Genomic DNA, 22477 nt, shown 5'->3' on the forward strand with positions numbered 1-22477 from the left:
CAAATAAAATATATTTCAGCTTCCGGCTGCGGCACGTAGCCGTTAAGCGCTTGAAAGCGTGCAGGATTATAGCACTTATGTTATAATTTCATTTTATGCGTTAAAAAAGGTTAAATCTTGAAAACGGCAAATTTTTCCGAATTGATAAAGATAGCCGCTCTACAGCTTTTCAGAGAAAAGGGATTCAGCAATGTTTCCACGCGTGATTTAACACAAAAACTTAATATTTCCAGAAGCCACATTTATCACTATTACCGCGACTGGGAAACGTTAAAAAAAGCGACTGTTGAATATATGTTTGACGGTGATATACAAGAGTGCAAGGAAACCCTGAAAGCCTCGCCAGGGATGAGCGCTACCGACAGAGTTAAGCTCTATATCAGTACGCTATTACCTGATGCCCCCTCTGCACACTGGCTGCTCTACCTTGAACTCTGGCCGATGGCTGCGCGTGATGCTGATTATGCTACCCTGGTGCATAATCAATCTCTTCAATGGATCAATATTCTTGAAGACATCATCGGCTATGGCCTTGATGAAGGCGAATTCCTTTCAGTAAACGCCTCTGTATCAGCCAGACAAATAAACGCATTAATAGATGGATATTCCAGTATGCTGATCCTCGACTATTCAGAGAACAAGAGAAGTAATTTTCTTGATGAAATATCTGAGCTTTCTTTTAAAATCCTTGGAAAATTCTCCTGAGCACGTATGAAAACGTGCTGTAGAAATTAGTTCTTTTTTATACCAAAATAGCCAAGAATTCGCTGCATCTTACTTCCCGCTGTGGTATTACCTGCAGCGGCAGTGTCTATCCAGGTCTCATCGGCTTCGGGATGCGGCCCTGATAATATGACGTTTCCTTTGCCATATTTATAACTGGCGATGGCTATATCTCCATTCTCGTAATACGCGATCGCCTGGAACCCATTGCCTGAGGTGGTATTGTTGAGATAGGGGCCATCCTGGAAGTAAAAAGCTTCTTGCTTATTATTCCATTTGATTTGCAAGGTGTAATCTCCCTCATCCCTGGCACGTGAATCAGGTCTTCCCACTTCTGACTCAAGGGGGGCGTCAATGAGCCCTATCCAGTCTTTATCGGCAAGGTAGGCCCCCATGCAAATACCAATAAAATCTTTGCCATTTTTCACAAATTGACGAATAGCCTCAGCACCTTCATCGCCAATAACCTCATAAGAACCAGGAATATCCTGACCGCCACCAGGCTGAATATAGATATCAAATTTCTTTAGCGTTTGCTCATTGAGTTTTAGCTTTTCTTTTTCACCCACATAAGAAATATGCAGTGGCAAACCAGTGCCGATAAGAGATTTAACAACCATTTCGGAACACCCCGGACATCCAGCCTGGCCCCGATAAACGGCGACATTATAACTCTTTGACGTAGCAGCATTTGCTAAGGTCGGTGCGGTGAGAATAGCGAAAGCAAACGCCACGATTAACCTATTTGTTTTCTTTAACTTCGTTGTCTGGAAAAAATGTGACATAGCGGTATCTCCCCTGGTCATGGCGTGTTTTTTATTAATCCCTGAGAATGACTTTTACGCTACCTCAAAGGATTACGGCAAATTAGAGCATTTGCTCAAATTTATCTTTACCGTTGAGTTTGTCAACAGCTTTCGGGATCAATTGAAAAAGTCTTTCGCCATAAAAATGTAACCTAAATTATTTTGTTTATATTTTTTAAAGAGATATAGATATACCAGCGAAAAGAGATAGCGTGCGGTTGGCCGGTCTGCGTCTCACCAGGGCATCGCGGCAGGATGCATTCCTAAAAGCACAGACGCTGCCCCTCTCTTTGGATATAAGTCTCCTGAGGCAGCAATAAGTTATTCATCGGTACAATAAATTTGATTAACAAGCCGCTACACAGAAAACCAGGCGTGTCTCAGCAACCGGGTAAATATGAAGTCATCAATTTTGCCATATTTTCCGCGCCGTTCATCGCAATGCTAAGTTGAAGATTACGTGCGCTTTCTTGTGCTGCGGATCGTGCACGCACGAACATTCTTGCCTCATAGCGCTTGATAGCATCAGCAGGCTTGTTACCCGACACTAACTCGCAGGCCAGTTCTGACGCATCGAGCATAGCCAGATTGGCGCCAGCCCCCGCAAAGGGTGACATAAGATGTGCAGCATCCCCCAGCAGAGTAATAGTGGCATTATTTTCCCATTGGATCCCTACAGGAAGCATATTAATGGGGCGCAGTAAAAATGCCCCTTCACTCGCCTGAATGAAATGTCTCAGCGCAGGGGCCCAGTCAGCGAAGAGGGTCTCCAGCGCCTCACGTGTTTCTGTCGGGCAGAGTGACTGGACATTTCTTTGATCGCTATTTTCAGGTAATCGTAAAGCGATATACAGACGGATTTTATTATCGCCATTACGCTGCGCAATTAGCCCTTTATTGTCAGAAAGCGCCATAAAACTCCCCTTACCCACCATTGCAGAAATAACCGGGAATGCACTGTCTGGATTCAGTATTTCTGTTTCGATAAAACTTACACCTGAATAAAAAGGCTCCTCAGAGGTCAATAACGGGCGGATCCGCGAACCTGCGCCATCCGCGCCAACAAGAATATTTGCCTGGGCCTGCGTACCATTTTCAAAAAAGAGCGAATGGCTACCCTTTGCCGCAGGTTGCGTACTGACAAGACGATGATCCCAGCGTATGCGGTCTGGCTCCAGAGAATCAATCAACAGATCCCGCAGTTGCTTACGGTCTATTTCCGGACGATCAAAATTATCTTCCGCAACCGACTCCTCCCAAAAACAGTGACCCGTTTTATCCACAATGCGCATTTGCTGCCCTTCCGGCCTTGCAAAGACTTGAAACTTTTCTTCTAAACCCGCCGCTTTTATCGCAACCTGCCCGGAATCAGCGTGTATATCCAGTGTCCCTCCCTGGTCACGTGCATAGCGTGATGTATCCCGTTCAAAGACCACTGCGTCTAAGCCGTTTTGTTGAAGGATGCGAGCCAGTGTCAGTCCACCAATGCCCCCACCGACAATGGCGATTTCATGCGATTCGGTCATACTGTGTTCCTCTTTATTCATTAAAATCAGACAAATAGTCAATGATTACGAGAGTAAGGTCCTGTACGGACGCAAGATCTCCCGTTACTCAAGGCAAAGTGAGCATGGTCGAACCATAAATCCTTCGACGTTATGGTGACCGGGTACATCTTCGTGATGGTTTAAGTTGACATATCAACCTTTACAGTGGCAGAGTTGATATGTCAACTTTGCTTAACGATGGCTACCCTATGAAAAAAGAAGATCTGACCCAAAGTGAAATGAATGCGTGGCGGGGGTTTCGCCGAATGGGCGAAGTGATTGCCTCTCGTATAGGCCGCGAAATAACACAAAAAACGGGATTATCATCCGCTGATTTTACGATCCTGATGCAACTCAGCATGAATGGCGGTAACCATCAGCGCCAGTGCGATATACAAACTTTCCTTGAATGGGATAAGACGCGTTTGTCTCATCAATTGTCCCGCATGGAAACGCGAGGATTAATCGAGAAAAAAAGCGAGGCCGGGAATAGTTCATTTATCAGCATGACAGATAAAGGTCGTCTTCAGCTCTCCGTAGCCCAGCCCGTGCATCAAAACGGGATTTATGAACATTTTGCAAAATGGCTAAGCGAAGAAGACCTTGAAGCAATGATACGGATAACGGACATTCTGCGTAATTCGTCGAAATAATAAAAGTTAAATACTCTCACTCTCTACCGGGGCTGATGGTTGCTGGTTTATCTGGCAAAAAAAAGAAAACTATCTCCTTCCATGGAAATAGTGCGCGCGGATAATAAAAAAACACAGACCTGGCGTTAAATTTATAGTTTCAACCGACGACATCAGACATAATATTTGTGCCAGGATAGTCTCAAACATACTTAAGCGATAAAATAAGATAATAATGAGAATAGAGTGGCGATTACTTTTTCTGCGGCCGTTTTAACAAAAACGCCATCGGTATGCACAACAGAATCGATACCATCAACACTAAGTATGTTTCATTATAGGCCAATACAGACGACTGCTGCGCGATCATTTTTACCAGTTGAGCCGCCGATATGATATGGCTATCCCCGCCCACGGAGGATCCTGCAAGCGCCTCGAACTTAGACTGAGCCACCGGAGAACTGGCATGTACTGACTCTCTGAGAACAGTATTATGGAATGCTTCTCTTCTGTCTAAAAATGTCCCTATTAGCGCAAGTCCTATCGCCCCACCTAAGTTACGCGCCATATTATATAAACCAGCGGCATCACCCGACTCTTCTTTTGTCACCGCCGCCATTGCCGCCTGGTTTAGTGGCATCATACAGAGCATTTGCGCGGTGCCGCGAACCAGTTGTGAAATGACAAAACTATCCCCTGAACTTTGTATGCTAAGTGACGTATCCATAAAACAACTTATTGCAAATAGCACCAGGCCAGGAATAACGATCAGCCTGATATCCACCTTCGTCACCAGACGGGGCAGAATATACATTAATAACAATGCGGGTATCCCGGCAAGCAACAATACGCCACCGGATTGCTCAGCATTATACCCTGCGATATGTGAAAGGAATTGCGGCACCAGGTAGGCAATGCCATAAAGCACAATCCCGGTAACGAATATAATGATGATGACAGAGGAGAAACTTTTATTTCTAAATAGCCTGAGGTTTAACACGGGTTTTTCAACATATATTTGCGACATAATAATCATCAACAAGCCTGTCACCGACATCACGCTGAGCCTGCAAATCATTGTTGATTCAAACCAGTTTTCTCGCTGTCCTTCTTCCAGAATCGCTATCAATGTACTGAGGCCAAGCGCCAGACCCGCGATTCCTAACCAATCCGCTTTAACAAACTCATGCGATTTAATTTTCTCTGCAGGTAATCCGCAAAGTAGCATGACTAACATGACGAGACAGATTGGCCCATTAATAAAAAAACACCATGACCAGTTTGCATTTTCAGTAAGCCAGCCCCCGACAACGGGCCCTAACAAGGGCCCCATAATGACTGTCAGGCCAAATGCAGTCATCCCGACCGGAAGTTGATGTAACGGTAAACGCGTTCGGACGATCGATTGCGCGGTAGGGATCATGGCACCGCCACAGAACCCCTGCCCTACGCGGGCCGCAATCAAAAACGGCAAACTGGATGAAAAGCCACACAAAAAAGAGAAAACAATAAACAGTGTTGCATTCATAACCAGCAAGTTACGTAGCCCAAGCCATTTTGTCAGCCATGCCACCAGCGGTATCATCACAATTTCGGACATCATATAGCCGGTGGTAATCCAGGTTCCTTCTGTTCCCGTAGCACCTACTGCGCCCTGAATTTGCGGTAAGGCCGAGTTAGTAATCGAGACATCGAGTGTCGCCATAAGGGCACCGGCCGCGCCTGCTGCAACAGCGATCCAGTCCGTCAGTGTTGCGTTATTTTTGGGTTTGATTTGCTCAGCCATGATGTTGAGGTTCCTGGCGTGTATCAACTTCAACTCTTACTGACAGGCCTGCAATCACCGTTGACGGCATGTCTTGATTATCGAAACGAATTCGAACCGGAACCCGTTGCACGACTTTCGTGAAATTGCCGGTCGCATTTTCCGGTGGCAATAATGCGAATTCCGATCCGGTTGCAGGCGCAAGACTTTCAATATGGCCTGCAAAAGTTTTTCCGGGGAAAGCATCTATATGTAAACGTACGGGTTGATTGGGCTGCATGCGACCAACCTGGGTCTCTTTAAAGTTGGCAATAACGTAAATGCTTTTGGTTGGCACTATCGACATTAAACGTGAACCCGCCTGGATGTACTGGCCTGCTCTGACCCCCACATCTCCCACCGTTCCATCCTGCATACTTTGCAAAACGGTATCTTCTAAATCCAGGTTGCTACTTTGCAGGTCGGCTTTGGCGCCCTGCAACTGGGCCTCGTATCCTTGTTCTTCGGCGTGACACTCGACAATTTTTGCCCGGGCGGCTTTTACTCCGGCTTCCAGGGCATGTAATTGCGCCCAGGCTTGTTGACGGGCGTTATCCCTGTCGGCAAGTTGCTGTGGTGTGGTCGCCCCTGTCTTTACCAGTGGTTGATAGCGGGCCCATTCATTTTCTGCATGTTGCGCGGCCAGGCGAGCGGCTTGTTGCTGCACATCGGCCTGGATGAGTTGCGCCTCCAGTTGTGCGATTTGCGCCTGCACTTGTGCTTTGTCCGCTTCAAACCTGGCGATATCAGCTACTTTTTTATCGATCGCTGCGTGGCTATGGCGGCTATCAAGACGAAGCAGTGGCTCCCCTTTTCGTACCCCTTGATTATCCGTCACCAGGACTTCCTCAACATATCCGCTGATTTTTGATGAAATGGAGATACTGTCCGCTTTGATAAAAGCGTCATCGGTTTCTTCGATGTACCAACCGTTGACTATCCACCAGGCACAAATGCCAGCAAAAACAATAAAGGCAAGAAAGGCCATACGTAGAATGCCCCGTTTTCGGCCCACACCGCCTGTGCTGGCGTCCCCCTGGGCTAGAGAGGCAGGCGTTATCGCTGATGTTATCAATAGCATGGTAGTCTCCGATGTGTATCGACCCGGCTTTCCAGATAAATGGATGTGAAAGAAAACAGTGAGTTAACAATAAAAATTGGGTTTATGATGGTGCCCATAATTGATTTCGACCATTATTTGTACTTGATATAAACTTTTATCGAGTATAAATTTATAACAAATAAAAGATCAAGGGGGATTTGTCCGCTGATCGGTGAGAGAGGAAAACAATGAAGGCAAACAAACCGGAAGGACTGAGAGAACAGAAGAAGAGACTTACCCGGCAACACATTTCCAATGAAGCCACTCAGCTTTTTATCCGCTATGGTTTTGATAACGTAACCATTAGTGATATTGCGCAGGCGGCAAATGTATCGAAGATGACAGTGTCTAACTATTTTGTGCGTAAGGAAGAACTGTTGTTTGACCGCATGGGCGAGATAACGGAATTACTGGAGGAAAGCCTTAAGAACCGTAACGAGCGGTCCCCGCTCGCCAAATTAAAGGGGCTGACGGCGGAATTACTTGAGCAAAAACATAAAGTTTTTATGATTAACCAGAATGTCGTTAAATTTTGGCAGGTTGTTGCGGACAGCACAACGCTCAGCACCTTTGGCATTATGCAATTTGATATTATTTGCAAACAACTTGGAAAAATGTTGGCGTCAGATGCCGGGCAACCAGAGACGGACCCTACGGCGCATCTGCTCGCCACCATTATTATGAATACATGGCGTGTCGCATACACTGAGGCGTTGTTCCGTCAAAAGATGAATATTGAGCAAACGGATATTGAGTTTCTTTTTGACATTACAGCTCGCGGATTTTGTGCTGCGGAAGCCGCAGCGAAGGGGACCCAATATCTCTAAACCATTACGCTCTGTTTAAAAGCCTGGAAAGCGGCCCGTAAGCACGACTTTATCATTCACGGGCGTGCCAGCTATTCGAATGAAGGTGATTATCTGCCTCATACTCGTGCTGCATTTCACATATGGCATACAGCGCCTCGTTTAATGGCGACAAAGCTGCGGGTTTAGTCGCAATAACCATGCACGCCACGCCTGCACTGTGTCAGTCCCCCTTATTTTATTGCAAAAAAAGCCCCTGCACGGATGCAGGGGAAAACTCATGTCAGAGCTTATATCTTAATAATTCGTGTTACATGAACGCCGCGAGTCTGAATAACGTAGGTAAGTACGTGACCAGCCGAGCGCACAGGCAACGTGAAGCATGACGGGTATCGTCGAATTTAATTGAACACCATCCCACCATCGATGAGCAGAGACTGGCCGGTCATATAATCGGAATCCGGCCCGGCAAGGTACGAGACGCAGGCGGCAACATCTTCCGGTTCGGACAAGCGGCCAAGCGTAATGCGTTTGGCAAAGGTTTCGGTACCGTAGCCGAGCGGTTTGCCCGCAGCCTCAGACACCTGGCGGTCAATCTCCGCCCACATCGGCGTTTTAACGATGCCCGGGCAGTAAGCGTTAACGGTGATCCCAAGCGGAGCAAGATCCCGTGCGGCAGTCTGGGTTAAACCGCGAACCGCGAACTTACTGGAACTGTAGACGGCCAGATCCGGATTACCGGTGTGCCCCGCCTGAGAGCAGGCGTTAATGATCTTGCCGCCGTGCTCCTCTTTGCGAAACGCCTCAATCGCCGCCTGAATCCCCCAGATCACCCCTTTCACGTTGATGTTATAAACCTTATCAATAATCTCCGATGTGATGGATTCGATGGGCGTGGAAGGCGCAACCCCGGCGTTATTGACGATAACGTGGAAACCGCCCAGCGCTGTGCGGGCTTTCTCGACCGCCGCGAACACCTGATCGCGGTCAGAGACATCCACCTTCACGGCGATGGCGCTGCCGCCGTTACGGTTGATTTCATCGGCAACGGCGCTCGCCGTCTCATCGTTATAGTCGGCAATGGCAACAGCAAAGCCGTCTTTTACCAGACGAAGCGCTATCGCTTTACCAATCCCCTGGCCTGCGCCGGTTACAAGAGCAACTTTTTTCATTTTTCTGTCCTTATAGTGAGTCATAAAATCTGGCTGAGATGGAGCTGACCCATCAGCAGCGGGTTATCGCTATAGTCAACGGGAATGGCCACCACGGCCGGGCCATCGACATCCATCGCCGCACGAAGTGTGGGCTCAAGCGCATCGGCGCTCTCCACGGCAAAGCCTTTGGCGCCAAAAGCGTCGGCATAGACTTTGAAATCCACCGGGCCGAACGCCACGCCCGAAAGTCGCTGGTATTTTTTCTCTTCCTGAATGGCCACCATGTTGTAGGCGTTATCCACCCAGATGATATGCAGCACGTTGGCGTTAAGACGCACTGCGGTTTCCAGCTCCATACTTGATTGCAGGAAGCCGCCGTCACCGGAGACGGAAACCACCTTGCGCCCCGGATTCACCAGCCAGGCGCCAATCGCCCATGGCAGCGCGACGCCCATGGTCTGCTGACCGTTGGAGATCATCAACTGACGCGCCCGGAAGCTGTAGAGATAACGGGCGATCCAGATGTGGAAGCTGCCCATGTCCACGGTGAGCGTCACGTCGTTATTTACGATGTCCTGCATGGCTCTTACGATACGCAGCGGATGCAAGGCAAACTGGTTGAGCGAGGCGCCGCGGCGATCGAGCAGATCCCGCTGATGCTGGCGGTCGACCAGAATTTCTGACGCGCGCTGGCTGAGCTCCAGTTTGTGGTCAATCCGACTGGCAAGCTGGTTCAGCGTGGCGGCGATATCCCCCACCAGTTCGATGTCGGGCACATAATTACGCTCTTCATACGCGGGCAGCACATCAATGTGCACCAGCGTGGCATCCCCGCTGTTCCACATGGACGGCTCATACTCAACCGGGCTGTAGCCAATACAGATAATCAGATCCGCCAGATGCAGTAGCCGGTCGCCCGCCTGGTTATTAAAGAGGCCGACGCGCCCGGCGAAGCGGGTGAAGTGTTCCTGGTTTACCGCCCCGGCGGCCTGGTAGGTGCTGGTCACCGGAATACGGCTTTTCTCCAACAGCTTACGCAGCGCCGTGCTATTGGCAGGCTGACTCGCCATCAGACCCAGCAGAATGACCGGATTTTTGGCATTGTCGATGAGCTTCACCACATCGTTAATCACCGATTCGGGTGCCGGGCCCATCATCGCCGGGCCGCTGGCAGGCAAAATGGCGCCAGTGGCGGGCTGGTCGACAATATCCTGCGGCAGGCTGACAAACGCGCTCCCCGGTCTGCCGTGCTCGGCGGCACGAAACGCGTTTGAGATAACCTCGGCAATCGAGTCCGGGGAACTGACCTCGACGGCATATTTGCTGACCGGGCTGAACATCGCGACGGTATCCATGCTCTGATGCACCAGTTTCGCTTTATCCGCCCGCTTCACCGCCCCGCCCAGCGCCACAACCGGGTCGCCTTCGCTGTTGGCGGTAGCAATGCCGGTGATCAGGTTTGAACAACCCGGCCCGGAGGTGACCAGCGCTACCCCGGCTTTGCCCGTCAACCGTCCTACCGCTGCCGCCATAAACGCCGCGTTCGCCTCATGGCGTACGGGGATGATCTCAATGGAGGAGTCCAGCAGGGAATCAAAGACTTTGTCGATTTTCGCACCCGGAATACCAAAAACCTGTTTAACGCCCTGCGCTTCCAGTTGGCCGACAACCATATCGGCGCCGTGCGCCCACTGGCGAACCTGTTTATCACTGTTCACGATGGTTCTCCTGTTAGTTTTCAACGGAACGGATAGCCGCATCCAGATTGCCTGGGTGAAGGTTGGCCTGTAAAAAAGCGCTGTCGGCGGGCAGGTCAATCATCAGTTTGTGAATTTCACCGAAGGTGAGCACGCCATTCTCCAACTGGTAGTCGAGCAGGTGGCCCCCACCCTGGCGGTCATCGGTGATGAAATGTTCGTGATAACCGGCCACGTTAATACCCTGCATATGTTGCGGCGTGCGAAATCCGACCAGCACCCCTTCACGCTGGTTAAAGCGAAACACCGGCTGGTCGTCCAGGACGTCGGTCATCGCCCGGTAAGGCGGCTTCTGGCGCGGGACCGTGCGAGTGTGGGCGTGGCGGAAGTTGCCATCAATACGCAACGCGCAGAACAGGTTATCGGAAGGGATCTGCTGGTCGATCGCGTCGTGGATCTGCTGACGGCTGACCGGCGTATCGAAGGTTTTGCGATACTGCGGCTGGAACCAGGTCATCACGGCGAACGGCGTTTTCTGCTCTGGTTTCGCGGCGCGGGCGCTACCGTCGGCGCGCAACTGGTACACCTGGCTGCTAAAGGCAATCAGTTCGCCGTCCAGTTCGTTAAAGGTGCCCAAACCAAAATCACCTTGTGCCAGCAAATCGGCGATGGTGGTGTTTCCCTCATATACGCCGCTTAACAGGGCGCTCATTAGCGATGTTTGATAGATCACGCTGTCAGGGTGCCGGGCAGAGAACCCACGTACGGTCTCGCTCAGGCTGGCCTCACAGTCGCATGCCGATGAATGCATCATTATGCTCGTCCTCTTCAACTTTTTTAGAAAGGTTAAATAAATGTTGACCCGATTCAGCCGGGAGTTCCAATATAGAAACCATGCTGGTTTGAGACGTTTTAGATATGGAACTTCGTTATCTGCGGTATTTCGTCACGGTTGCACACGAGAGACATTTCACTAAGGCGGCTAAAGCGCTGGGAATTTCGCAGCCTCCCCTGAGCCAGCAAATCAAGCGGCTTGAGGAGGAAGTGGGTACACCGCTGTTCAGACGCCTGACGCGTGGCGTGGAGCTGACCGAAGCGGGAAAAGCCTTCTATGAAGACGCGTGTGAGATCCTGGCGTTGAGCGACATAGCAGTCGAAAAAGTTCGGGGTATTGCTCGCGGGCTCAACGGTAATCTGTCGATCGGGATTACCAGTTCAGACGCTTTTCATCCGATGATCTTCACGCTTATTCGCCATTTTCAGTTGCAGAACATGGCGGTGAAGATTCATCAACTGGAAGCCAACATGTCCTCTCTTACAACGATGCTGGCGGAGGGGGAACTGGACATTGCATTCGTCCGGCTGCCTTGTGAGAGCAGTAAAGCGTTCGAAGTAAAGATACTGGACCGGGAACCAATGGTGGTGGTACTGCATCGCGATCACCCTCTCGCAGCAAGCGGTTCGCTGTCGCTTGAGCAGCTCCGGGATACGCCAGTGGTTTTGTTCCCACAGGAGATTGCCCCGTGCTTATATGATCGCGTTTACTCCTGCTGCGCACGTTGCGGGATTGATATGCAAAACGCGCTACAGTGCTCACAGCTTTCGTCGTCCATCAGCATGGTGTCCGCAGGCAGCGGTTTTGCCCTGGTGCCGCAGTCAATGGTGGTCATTTCTCCGCCGAATGTTACTCATCATCCGCTTATCTCACCGACGCTCTATACCGAGATCGCGCTGTGCTGGCGACGTTTCGAACGCTCGCGAACGGTGAAACGTTTTTTGTCGATGCTGAGTGAGAAGTAAACGCTGCGCGGTTATGCCCTGCTCTCTGAGGGACTTAAACACAAGGGCAACGGCAATCTGAATGAAGACGGTTTACCCAGGAAACAACCTAATACCGTGTCGGCGGCACGCCGAACATGGCGCGAAAAGCAAAGGTGAATGCGGCCGGGCTTGAATAGCCCAGATCAAGGGCAACCTGTGTAACGCTACGCTTGTTTTTGAGCATCACAACGGATTCCAGCAAGCGCACGCGTTTTTTCCATTCACTGAACGCCACGCCGGTCTCTTTTTTGAAGCGACGTGAAAAAGTGCGCACCGACATGCCGCTATCGCAGGCCCACTTCTCAATGCTGTGCGCGTCACCCGGTGTTTTTTGGATCTGGCGGCAGACCTTCATCAGTAAAGGTGAGCCCGGCCATGATATGGCCAGACCGGCATCCGGCAACCGTCTGAGTAACGAAATCAGCACTTGCACAAGTTGCCCATCCTCCCCTTTATCGTCATACAACTCCGGCACATTTTGTGTCGCGTAGTGAATAAACTCACGCACGAAATCGCTGACCACCACCACTTTGCTGCCACTGAAAGCGATGGTGGCGAAATCGGCTTCAACGTAGAGACTTTCAAGCAGCACGTCGCTCGTAGCAAGAATACGATGCGGCACATGAGCCGGGATCCACACGCCATAGAGAACGGGAACCACCAGCGTCTTGCCTTCAATTTCCACACGCATACTGCCGTTGCGCGCATAGAGGAATTCAGCGAAGGGGTGCTCATGCATGTCCACGCCCGTATCGCCCATCAGGGGGTAGCTGCGAAAGTAAACCGCGCGCGGCAATGCCATCAGCACCGGGGCGGGCTGGCCGTTCACCGGCTGACTCGGCGGTAACACTAACGTAGAGCACATAAGCACCTGGCCTCTATTCGATGAAGTTTGTCTTGATAGCACAGCGCAGACAAGGCGGGTTTACTGAATAATGAAGCGGTCATAAATCTGGTTCACCCGTCATGAATAATTTACCAGCCATCTGCCTGAGGGATAAGCCTTTTCGCAAACATTGACTGGCGTGACAGGGATATTTTCTGGCTGGCTGCACGCTACGTTAAAGGAGAGATGATGGCTAATGAATGTACCGTCGATGTGATCAGCAAACCAAACCACTGGCTGCGCATTGTGCAAGAACTGCTATCACAGGCGGGAATTGAAATTAATGGCGCTGAACCCTGGGATATCCGGGTGCACGATACCCGTTTTTTTAAACGCGTTTTACAGCAGGGTTCGCTCGGTCTTGGCGAAAGTTATATGGAAGGCTGGTGGGACTGCAAACGGCTTGATATCTTTTTTTATAAATTGCTGCGCGCCCACCTGGACGAACAACGCCCCGCCCGTTTATCCGATCTTCTGCGCATCGCGTTTGCCCGCCTTGCTAACCCACAGTCACGCAAACGCGCCTGGCAAGTCGGCGAAGTGCATTACGACCTGGGCAATGATCTCTTTAGCCGCATGCTCGATCCCCACATGCAATACTCCTGCGGCTACTGGAAAGAGGCCGATGAGTTATTTGTCGCCCAGGAAAACAAGCTGGCGCTGATTTGCGAAAAATTACAGCTTAAACCCGGCATGACAATGCTGGATATTGGCTGCGGCTGGGGCGGTTTAGCAGAGTATGCGGCGCGCCACTATGGCGTGCGTGTGGAAGGCATTACGATTTCCGCAGAGCAAAAAGCCTACGCCGAGAGCCTCAGTGCCGGAAAGGATGTGCGCATCCTGCTCCAGGATTACCGCGATCTGGATAAACAGTACGATCGTATCGTTTCTGTCGGCATGTTCGAGCACGTAGGGCCGAAAAATTACGCCACCTATTTTAAGGCGGTAGATCGTTGCCTGAAACCCGATGGTCTTTTTTTACTGCATTCCATCGGTTCGAATAAAACCCAATATAACGTTGATGCCTGGATCAATAAATATATCTTCCCTAATGGTTGTCTGCCCTCCGTAAAACAGGTCGCGCAAGCCTGTGAACCTTATTTCGTCATAGAAGACTTACATAATTTCGGCGCTGATTATGATAAGACCCTGATGGCATGGCATAGTCGCTTCAATAAGGCCTGGCCGCAATTGTCAGGAAACTACTCCCTGAAATTTCAGCGTATGTTCAACTATTACCTCACCGCTTGTGCGGGCGCATTTCGCGCCAGAAATATTCAACTCTGGCAACTGGTACTAAGCCGTGGCGTCTCTGGTGGGCTGCGCGTGGCTCGCTAAATACATAATTTAATAAGGTGACTAACAACACCATCACTGACTGTCTTATTGAAAAAAGACGCGAGTCATTTCATTTTTCGGAAGCAAAATAATATGAACGTTAATTTCTTTGTCACCTGCATTGGCGACGCGCTTAAATCACGGATGGCCCGAAACAGTGTTCTGTTGCTTGAGCAACTGGGCTGTCGTGTCCAGTTTCCTGAACATCAGGGATGTTGCGGTCAACCGGCTATCAATAGCGGCTACATTACCGATGCGTTGCCAGGTATGAAAGCGCAGATTACCGCCCTTGAGATCAACGACGATCCCATTATTTCACCCGCCGGGTCGTGTATGAACGCGATTCGCCACTATCAGGACTGGCTGAGGGATGAACCAGACTGGGCAATGCGTGCGGCGAAAGTTGCCAGTCGAATGGTTGATCTGACCTCGTTTATCGTAAACCAGCTTGGCGTCACGGACGTTGGTGCGCGCCTGCCGGGGCGGGCTGTCTATCATCCTTCGTGCAGTCTGTTTCGCAAGCTTGGCGTACGCGATGAACCTCTGGCCCTGTTACGTAGCGTTCGCGAACTGGAAATCATCCCTTTTGCCGCTCAGGAAACCTGTTGCGGTTTCGGCGGCACCTTCTCGGTCAAGATGGCCGAAATCTCCGGGGAGATGGTGAAGGAAAAGGTGGCGCATCTTATGGAAGCCAGGCCGGATTATGTGATCGGCGCAGATGCCAGTTGCCTGATTAATATTGGCGGGCGCTTGCAGCGCGAAGGCCACAACGTTCGTGTACTGCACATCGCCGATGTGCTGATGAGCCGCTAAGGAATCCCTATGTTTCTTAAAACCAGTAACCTGCCCTTTTATGCTCGGGTACAGCAGCAAATCGACGATCCGGTGATGCGTCATGCGGTCGCGAACGCGCAGGATCGCATTGGCATTAATCGCCAGAAAATGATCGACGAACTTGAGAACTGGCCCGACTGGCGTTCCCGCGCTGCGGATATTCGCGCCCATGTTCTCGAAAATCTGGATGCGTATCTCTATCAGCTCAGTGAAAAAGTCACCGCGAATGGCGGCACCGTTTTCTTTGCTAATACGCGCGAGGATGCCACCCGCTACATTTTGCAGGTTGCGCAGCAGAAACAGGCCCGCAAAATCGTGAAATCGAAGTCGATGGTGACCGAAGAGATCGGCATGAATGCCGCGCTGGAAGCGGCAGGCATTGAGGTCGTCGAAACCGACCTGGGCGAGTATATCCTGCAACTGGCCAACGACGCCCCCTCCCATGTGGTTGTTCCTGCCATACATAAAGACCGCCATCAAATTCAGCGCGTCTTGCGGGAGAAACTGGGTTACGAGGGTGCCGAAACCCCGGAAGCGATGACACGCTTTATTCGCCAGAAGATCCGCGAAGATTTCCTCACCGCCGATATCGGCATTACCGGATGCAATTTTGCGGTCGCGGAAACCGGGACGCTGAGCCTGGTGAGCAACGAAGGTAATGCCCGGCTCTGCACCACCGTACCGCGAACGCATATTGCCGTGATGGGGATGGAGCGCGTGGTGCCCTCATTTGCAGAACTGGACATTATGCTGACCATGCTGGCTCGCAGCGCCGTGGGCGCCCGCCTGACCGGCTACAACACCTGGCTTACGGGCCCCGGTGGTCACGCAGAAAGCGACGGGCCTGAGGCGTTCCATCTGGTGATTGTCGACAATGGTCGTTCGCAGGTACTGGGCTCGCCTTTTCAGGATATCTTGCGCTGTATACGCTGCGGCGCCTGCATGAACACCTGCCCTGCCTACCGCCATATTGGTGGACATGGCTACGGTTCCATTTATCCTGGCCCTGTTGGCGCGGTACTCTCGCCGCTGCTCGGTGGCTATAAGGATTTCAAAAACCTGCCCTATGCCTGCTCGTTATGTACGGCCTGCGATGACGTCTGTCCGGTTCGTATCCCCTTGTCTTCATTAATTCTTGAGCACCGCCGGACGCTGGCTGAAAACGGAATGACCCCCGCGATGGAACGCCAGACCGTCCATCTGTTCAATTACGCTAACCGTCATCACGCTCTGTGGAAGGTCGGTATGGTGGCGGGCGCACGCGCCGCGCAACTGATGATTCGCAACGGGAAGATGCCTTTTAGCATTGCCGCTATCCGCAAATGGACGGAAGCTCGGGATCTGCCACAGGCTGATGGAGAAAGTTTCCGAAGCTGGTTCAAAACGCATCAAAAGCAACGTAAAAATGGGGAGGACGCATAATGGAAAACCGTGATGCCTTCATGCTAAACATTGCCCGACAGCTTGGCCGTGAACCGCGCCGCATCCCTCAGCCATTGCCCACGACGCATGCAGCGCCGCTAAGAAGCCGCTATGCGGAAAAGATAGCACAGCAACCTTGCGACAGTTTTATGGCCTTTGCCGCACAGGTCATGCAGGCTCATTGCGAACGGGCCTCCCTTACCACCCTGCCACAGGTTGCCGAACGTCTCTGTAAACATTATGGCGGCGGTCCGGTACTGATAAGCGGCGATGCCCGGCTGGTAAACGCGGGCATTACGGCGCACTTGCAGAAGACGTTCCCGACACACTGCTGGGCCTCGCCGGGAAGAGAAGACAACTTACGTAACGCCGCTGCGGCAAATATCGGTGTGGTCTTTGCCGAATACGGTCTTTGTGAAACAGGCGGCGTCGTGCTCTTTTCCTCTCCTTTGCAGGGGCGTGCCATCAGCCTGCTTCCTCCGACGACATTGTTTGTTATCTACAAGAGCCGGTTACTGGCTGGCGTCACGCAACTGGCGGAGATCCTTCGCCAGCGGGTGCAGTCAGGCGAAACACTGCCCTCCTGTATCAATCTCATCGCCGGGCCAAGTTCAACGGCGGATATTGAACTGATTAAAGTCGTTGGCGTTCACGGGCCGCTGAACGCAGTCTATTTGATTATCGAAGACTGCTGATGCAATAAACGGGCACGCGAAGATTTACCCTAAGCCGGCCCGGAGAAAGCGATTATTATTTCTGTCGGGGGACGCTGCTATATGACGGTGGTTCCCCTGATGCTGCCAATAAAAGGGTATTGAAATGACAAAGGAAAGCGCATTATGCCTGATGAGATTAACGATAAAGGACATTATCGACTGGATAGAGTGCAATATTGCAACGCCTTTGCCACTCAAGGTGCTGGCGCAAAAATCGGGTTATTCTGCCTGGCATTTCCAGCGGGGATTTAAAAAAATAACGGGTATGACTCCTGGCGTATATATACGTTATCGAAAAATGGTTATTGCCCGCGATTTACTCCACGATACCCGTCACTCAATCACCGATATTGCCATGCATCTGGGTTACCGACAGCAGTCAACATTCTGTCGCGCGTTTCGCGAACATTATCATCGCACGCCCGGGCAGTATCGTCTTTGGGTGAAGGAAAAGCATTACAGGGGAAGTCAGGTTAACCCTGTGATGACCACGAACCGTTAATCTCTTTGCTCGATAGCATTTATTCAACGGTTTTAAAAACAAGCCAGGAAAGCGAGCTGGTTCAGTAAGAAGCTGTCAGATCATGCTAATCTGGTTGCGGCCAGAAAACTTCGCACGATAAAGTGCCGTATCGGCACTTTCAATGAGTGACGTTCCGTCATCGTCCAGATCGGTCGCGCGTGCATGTGAGACACCTATGCTGACACTCACCACCCCAAAGGGGCTGGCTTCATGGGTTATTCTTTCGCTGATGATATTACGCGTAATCGCCCCGGCAATTCTCTTTGCTAATTCTGGCTCTGCTTCGGGTAAGATAACTACAAACTCTTCGCCGCCATACCGGGCTGTCACAGCATTAAACTCTGTTAAACTCGCTTTTATTATTGCCGCCACACTGCGTAAACAGTCGTCTCCGGCCACATGGCCATACTTATCATTGTAATTTTTAAAAAAATCAACATCGATCAGCAAAAGCGATATCGATTTTTTATTTTTCGCACATTCCGAAATTGTGTGAGGGAAAATATCATCAAACTCCCGGCGATTAGCCAGGCCTGTTAAACTGTCAACCGAAGCCATCTCTTTTAATTGTGCATTAGCAGACATCAATGACTCTTTTGCATTTGTAAGTTCTTTATTAAGCTGCACACGTCTGCTCATTTCTTTAAAAACATAACCGCCTGAAAAACAAGCACATCCAACAAGGAATATAATGGTCGCACTCAGAATCTCAGCGTGATGCCGCCATGAATTTAAGGCTTCATCTGTACTTACCGCAACCGTTGTGACTAACCCATAGCGCTTATTTTTCTGAAAAGCGAAAATACGTTCAATATGGTCAACACGAGAGATCACGGTTGCCGTTCCTGAGTCGCTCTCTTTCAGATAATGGGTGAACAGAAGCGAATCAGAGAACGCCTTTCCAATATATTCCTCACTGAACGGAAAGCGGACCATAAGCGTACCTGAATCGCTAATCAGCGAGATAGAACCATTTTTTCCAATATCTAATTTGCCATATGTTTCCAGAAAATTTTCAACGTTCAGCGTTAAAACGACCACACCTCTGAACAGGGCATTAGCATCCTCCAGCCTTCTACTGATGGTAATAACCCACTTACCCGTTGTTCTGCTGACAACAGGAGGACCAATAAAGATATTTTTAGAGGGATTATTACGATGATAGATAAAGAAGGACCTGTCTGCGCCATTTCTGCTTCCCTTCGGGATATCACGCATGGCAAGGATCTCTCCTCCATTTTCATCGTAAATGACGATATTATTCAGTTGTTCAAGAAATATTGTTTGTTCCGACAAGAGTGTTCGAATGCGTGAGATATTCTGATGATTTAGCCCATAGATTTCTGTCATGCTGGAAATGGTTTTAATAAGCATCTCACCTTGACGAATAATGCCTTCCGAATAAGTATCAAGCGTGCGACTTAAGTTTATGACATTTATATTAAGCTCATTTATAGTCTGAGTACGCGCTGAGAACATCTGGAATGTCAATAAAACTGAAGCGATAAGGAAAGCAACCGTGACCACCAGTGATATAAATAATTTCTTTTTCTTCATGTTGCTTACCCATACCTGCAACTAAAAAACACCAGAGCATGCAGAAATCTGTCCAATCACATTTGCGCATAGTATGTCATCAGAAAAGGCAAAATAAAATAGGAACATGCATCGTAACAATATCAAGAGTGCGCTGTGAAACCGGCGCCTGATGCCCCTGGTTAAGTACCCGCATACTGTATCGATTCTCAATTTCATCAAAAAAGCAGGCAAATCATCTCGCTTGCAAGTTGCGCAACAAACGGTGAATGTGCAATAAGTTTGCGTGAGCAACATTTCAAATGCGATAAGTGAATCGCGGCTGTTAACTTATCGCGAGAAAATTCAAGTAACACACTGGTTAATATTTAAATTGATATAGTAACCCTATTTAAAATAGTGAATAAGCCAGAATACAAACCTGTTTAGCCGTTCTGAATCTTAACCCTTGTGATGTCTGCAAAAAAGAGTCGGACTACACGGCAATAAAATAAAAAACCACCCTAACAGAGCAGAACCCTGAATGCTTATGCATATAAACTTTCAAACATTATTCTCGCCAGGGGAAATTTAATGTAAAGATACTCTTTTGTACCGTGGAGCAAATGCATGAGCCTGACGTCCGGTTCCCCCGATAACACGCATCCGGTTAGCGTCGAAAAGTCACAAAGCCGCAAAGTCCTGGGGGCAACCAGTCTTGCTCACCTTTTCCATGACGGCGCCACCGACCTGCACTACGTCCTTTTTGCTATCTGGCAGCAGCAATTCGGGCTTTCCATGGCTCAGATAGGCCTGCTTAAAATGCTGTTCTCCGGCGCGATGTCAGCCTTTCAGATCCCCGCAGGGGAATTAGGTCGAAAGTACGGCGAACGCAAAGTCTTAATGGCTGGCACCCTGCTTTTGACCGTCGCGCTGCTCCTCTACGGCACCTCATCAACGCTGATACAGCTCATGGTACTGATTGTCATCGGTGGGCTGGGCGCCAGCGTTCAGCATCCCTTATCGTCCAGTTTTATTACGCAATATTATTCCGCGAAGCAGGCCCGTATTGCGCTTAGCACATATAACTTCTTTGGCGATGTCGGCAAAGGGGTGATTCCCAGCACGCTTTCGGCCTGCCTGCTCGTCATCTCCTGGGGAAGCGCCCTGCAGTGGATTGCCCTCTTTGGCTTCCTCGTCACCCTTGGCCTGTACCTGTTATTGCCGGTTGGCAGCAAGGCCGCGCAGGCAAAGCCGCTCGCCGCCAAAGAGACACACAGCCAGCCTCATCAACAGGCGCTAAATCTTCCCGAACCCTTGCGTCGAAGGGCTTTCGCCGCGTTATGCGTGATCGGCAGTATTGATAACGCAACGCGCACGGGCACGCTGACGTTTCTGCCTTTTTTGATGGCCGCACGCGGGGCATCGGCGACGCAAATTGGCTTTGCGCTGACCTTAATCTTTATTGGCGGAGCATTTGGTAAGCTGGTTTGCGGAATATTGTCGACCCGGCTTGGAATCATCAAAAGCGTCGCGGCCAGTGAGATAATCACCTCCGCTATCGTGCTGGGGATGGCATATGCCCCGCTGCACGTTATCTGGTTATTGTTGATTCCTCTGGGTGTGGCGCTGAACGGCACCTCCTCGATTCTCTATGGCAGTGTTGCCGAGCTATCCCGCCCGCAACAGCAAACCCGCGCGTTTGCGATTTTCTATACCGCGTCACTGGGGTGTGGCGCCCTGATGCCCGTCATCTACGGTATGGCAGGCGATGTGATGGGGGTACAACAAACCTTAATTCTTGTCGCGCTACTGGTGCTTTGCATCCTGCCTTTGCTCATTCCCATCAGAAGCGCAACCAGGTATAGCGGGCAGTAAGTGACGAAAACAGTCTTCGTGACACCCGTCACGTAAGGCCTGGACGGGTGTTCGCATTTTCTAAACTAAAGCCTCGGATTATGCTGTTTTGTTTGTTTTGCCTGAGCGGGTATACCTTGCGGGGAACCCACTTACTGGCAGGCACCGATGAGCACACATACCCGCATTCGCAAATTTAATACCAAAGACACCTACCCCAATCAGTCACTGGATAACGATCTTTGCCAGGCCGTTCGTGCAGGCAATACCGTGTACGTGCGCGGCCAGATTGGCACCGATTTCGACGGCAATCTGGTGGGGCTTGGCGACCCGGCAGCCCAGGCTGAGCAGGCAATGAAGAACGTAAAACAGCTACTGGAAGAGGCGGGCAGCGATCTGTCGCACATCGTCAAAACAACCACCTATATCATCGACCCCCGCTATCGCGAGCCGGTTTACCAGGTTGTCGGCAAATGGCTAAAGGGGGTCTATCCCATCTCAACCGGGCTGGTTATTTCCGCGCTGGGTCAGCCGCAGTGGCTGATGGAAATCGATGTTATCGCGGTGATTCCGGACGAATGGCAAACCCCTGGGGGAGAATAAGATCATGACGATATCGATTATTGGTCGCTGCGCGCAAACCGGCCAGTTGGGCATTGCCATCAGCTCATCCAGTATCGCGGTGGGCGCACGCTGCCCCTGGCTGCGCAGCAAGGTTGGCGCGGTCTCAACCCAAAACATCACCTTACCAGCGCTGGGGCCGCGTATTCTTGACAGATTACAACAGGGCGAGAGTGCCGAAACCGCGCTGAAAAGCGGCCTGGACACGGATGACTATTCTCTGTACCGGCAGGTGACCGTGCTGACCGCCGGGGGTGAAAGCGCCTTCTACAGCGGCGAAAAAACCCTGGGGGTCAACAACGCCCTGAGCGGCGAGAACTGCGTGGCGGCGGGCAATATGCTCGCGGATCCCAATGTCATTGTCGCGATGATAAACGCGTTCGAACAGCAATCCGGCCATCTTGCTGACAGGCTCATTGCCGCCATGCACGCGGGCCTGCGCGCAGGCGGGGAAGCCGGTCCGCTGCATTCGGCGGCGCTGTCGATCGTGGATTCTCACGTCTGGCCGATAGTGGATTTACGCGTCGACTGGGCTGACGCCGCTCCCATCGATGAACTCGGCAAACTCTGGCAGGCTTATCAACCCCAGATGCAGGACTATTTAACGCGGGCGCTCGATCCCCGTAGCGCGCCGGGTTACGGCGTACCCGGCGATGAGTAACGGCAAGGAGAT

Annotated in this window: 21 protein-coding genes; 12 read left to right on the plus strand and 9 right to left on the minus strand. The window is 50.7% G+C overall.

All coding sequences use genetic code 11. The features are described 5' to 3' along the window. The first annotated feature begins 117 nt into the window (after positions 1-117). Positions 118-705 (plus strand): TetR/AcrR family transcriptional regulator, encoded by a 588-nt coding sequence (locus tag ABIB59_RS17250; RefSeq protein WP_071194008.1) that lies wholly within the window; start codon positions 118-120, stop codon positions 703-705. 26 nt (positions 706-731) lie between these two features. Here ABIB59_RS17250 and ABIB59_RS17255 read toward each other — a convergent pair whose 3' ends face one another. Together ABIB59_RS17255 and ABIB59_RS17260 are read right to left on the minus strand one after the other, a co-directional pair. Next, positions 732-1508 (minus strand): BPL-N domain-containing protein, encoded by a 777-nt coding sequence (locus tag ABIB59_RS17255; protein ID WP_335256186.1) that lies wholly within the window; start codon positions 1506-1508, stop codon positions 732-734. Positions 1509-1909: 401 nt separating this feature from the next. Beyond that, the gene (locus ABIB59_RS17260; RefSeq protein ID WP_354036297.1) at positions 1910-3055 is read right to left on the minus strand and encodes an FAD-dependent oxidoreductase; all 1146 of its coding nucleotides are present in this window, start codon (positions 3053-3055) and stop codon (positions 1910-1912) included. A 230-nt stretch (positions 3056-3285) separates the two neighbouring features. On the opposite strand from ABIB59_RS17260, the gene ABIB59_RS17265 reads away from it, so the two are divergent. After that, positions 3286-3729: a MarR family winged helix-turn-helix transcriptional regulator gene (locus tag ABIB59_RS17265; RefSeq protein WP_317078178.1), complete on the plus strand. Its 444-nt coding sequence runs from the start codon at positions 3286-3288 to the stop codon at positions 3727-3729. 232 nt (positions 3730-3961) lie between these two features. Here the strand turns inward: ABIB59_RS17265 and ABIB59_RS17270 are convergent, their stop codons facing one another. Together ABIB59_RS17270 and ABIB59_RS17275 are read right to left on the minus strand one after the other, a co-directional pair. Beyond that, complete coding sequence (locus ABIB59_RS17270; RefSeq protein WP_354036300.1) at positions 3962-5494, minus strand: DHA2 family efflux MFS transporter permease subunit; 1533 nt, start codon at positions 5492-5494, stop codon at positions 3962-3964. After that, positions 5487-6500, minus strand: coding sequence for an HlyD family secretion protein (locus tag ABIB59_RS17275; RefSeq protein ID WP_354036302.1), 1014 nt, complete (start codon positions 6498-6500; stop codon positions 5487-5489). Before ABIB59_RS17275 ends, ABIB59_RS17270 begins: the two co-directional genes overlap by 8 nt. Before the next feature lie 302 nt (positions 6501-6802). Here ABIB59_RS17275 and ABIB59_RS17280 point away from each other — a divergent pair, with 302 nt between their 5' ends. Continuing rightward, positions 6803-7441 (plus strand): TetR/AcrR family transcriptional regulator, encoded by a 639-nt coding sequence (locus ABIB59_RS17280; protein WP_335255161.1) that lies wholly within the window; start codon positions 6803-6805, stop codon positions 7439-7441. 380 nt (positions 7442-7821) lie between these two features. On the opposite strand, the gene ABIB59_RS17285 is transcribed toward ABIB59_RS17280, so the two are convergent. From ABIB59_RS17285 to budA, 3 genes are read right to left on the minus strand one after another with little or no spacing between them, the layout of a single operon-like run. Further along, on the minus strand, positions 7822-8592 hold the full coding sequence (locus ABIB59_RS17285; RefSeq protein WP_039079245.1) for a (S)-acetoin forming diacetyl reductase: 771 nt from the start codon (positions 8590-8592) through the stop codon (positions 7822-7824). Between the two features lie 20 nt (positions 8593-8612). Next, positions 8613-10292 (minus strand): acetolactate synthase AlsS, encoded by a 1680-nt coding sequence (alsS, locus tag ABIB59_RS17290; RefSeq protein WP_039079246.1) that lies wholly within the window; start codon positions 10290-10292, stop codon positions 8613-8615. A gap of 13 nt (positions 10293-10305) precedes the next feature. Next, complete coding sequence (budA, locus tag ABIB59_RS17295) at positions 10306-11085, minus strand: acetolactate decarboxylase (RefSeq protein WP_071194003.1); 780 nt, start codon at positions 11083-11085, stop codon at positions 10306-10308. A gap of 104 nt (positions 11086-11189) precedes the next feature. Between budA and ABIB59_RS17300 the strand changes: the two genes are divergently transcribed. Next, positions 11190-12071, plus strand: a complete 882-nt coding sequence (locus ABIB59_RS17300; protein ID WP_039079248.1) for a LysR substrate-binding domain-containing protein — start codon at positions 11190-11192, stop codon at positions 12069-12071. A gap of 88 nt (positions 12072-12159) precedes the next feature. Here the strand turns inward: ABIB59_RS17300 and ABIB59_RS17305 are convergent, their stop codons facing one another. Next, the gene (locus ABIB59_RS17305; RefSeq protein WP_039079249.1) at positions 12160-12957 is read right to left on the minus strand and encodes a helix-turn-helix domain-containing protein; all 798 of its coding nucleotides are present in this window, start codon (positions 12955-12957) and stop codon (positions 12160-12162) included. 210 nt (positions 12958-13167) lie between these two features. Here ABIB59_RS17305 and cfa point away from each other — a divergent pair, with 210 nt between their 5' ends. From cfa to ABIB59_RS17330, 5 genes are all read left to right on the plus strand, one after another. After that, positions 13168-14316, plus strand: a complete 1149-nt coding sequence (gene cfa / locus ABIB59_RS17310) for a cyclopropane fatty acyl phospholipid synthase (RefSeq protein WP_354036371.1) — start codon at positions 13168-13170, stop codon at positions 14314-14316. A gap of 93 nt (positions 14317-14409) precedes the next feature. Beyond that, on the plus strand, positions 14410-15129 hold the full coding sequence (locus tag ABIB59_RS17315) for a (Fe-S)-binding protein (RefSeq protein ID WP_071193999.1): 720 nt from the start codon (positions 14410-14412) through the stop codon (positions 15127-15129). A 9-nt stretch (positions 15130-15138) separates the two neighbouring features. Further along, positions 15139-16572, plus strand: a complete 1434-nt coding sequence (locus ABIB59_RS17320) for a LutB/LldF family L-lactate oxidation iron-sulfur protein (RefSeq protein ID WP_354036304.1) — start codon at positions 15139-15141, stop codon at positions 16570-16572. Beyond that, on the plus strand, positions 16572-17267 hold the full coding sequence (locus tag ABIB59_RS17325) for a LutC/YkgG family protein (protein ID WP_125124787.1): 696 nt from the start codon (positions 16572-16574) through the stop codon (positions 17265-17267). Before ABIB59_RS17320 ends, ABIB59_RS17325 begins: the two co-directional genes overlap by 1 nt. A gap of 124 nt (positions 17268-17391) precedes the next feature. Beyond that, positions 17392-17790: a helix-turn-helix transcriptional regulator gene (locus tag ABIB59_RS17330; protein WP_354036306.1), complete on the plus strand. Its 399-nt coding sequence runs from the start codon at positions 17392-17394 to the stop codon at positions 17788-17790. Between the two features lie 75 nt (positions 17791-17865). Here the strand turns inward: ABIB59_RS17330 and ABIB59_RS17335 are convergent, their stop codons facing one another. Continuing rightward, entirely contained in the window at positions 17866-19368 is a 1503-nt protein-coding gene (locus tag ABIB59_RS17335) for a sensor domain-containing diguanylate cyclase (RefSeq protein ID WP_354036308.1), read from the minus strand. Between the two features lie 588 nt (positions 19369-19956). Between ABIB59_RS17335 and ABIB59_RS17340 the strand changes: the two genes are divergently transcribed. The 3 genes from ABIB59_RS17340 to ABIB59_RS17350 all read left to right on the plus strand — a co-directional run bounded on the left by ABIB59_RS17340 (position 19957) and on the right by ABIB59_RS17350 (position 22465). Further along, positions 19957-21204: an MFS transporter gene (locus ABIB59_RS17340; RefSeq protein ID WP_335255155.1), complete on the plus strand. Its 1248-nt coding sequence runs from the start codon at positions 19957-19959 to the stop codon at positions 21202-21204. 147 nt (positions 21205-21351) lie between these two features. Then, positions 21352-21786 (plus strand): RidA family protein, encoded by a 435-nt coding sequence (locus ABIB59_RS17345; protein ID WP_039079255.1) that lies wholly within the window; start codon positions 21352-21354, stop codon positions 21784-21786. 4 nt (positions 21787-21790) lie between these two features. Further along, entirely contained in the window at positions 21791-22465 is a 675-nt protein-coding gene (locus ABIB59_RS17350) for a DUF1028 domain-containing protein (protein WP_039079256.1), read from the plus strand. Positions 22466-22477: the final 12 nt, after the last annotated feature.

The sequence above is a fragment of the Citrobacter sp. UYEF32 genome (genome assembly GCF_040546205.1).
In the GTDB taxonomy this organism is placed as follows: Bacteria; Pseudomonadota; Gammaproteobacteria; order Enterobacterales; family Enterobacteriaceae; genus Phytobacter; species Phytobacter diazotrophicus.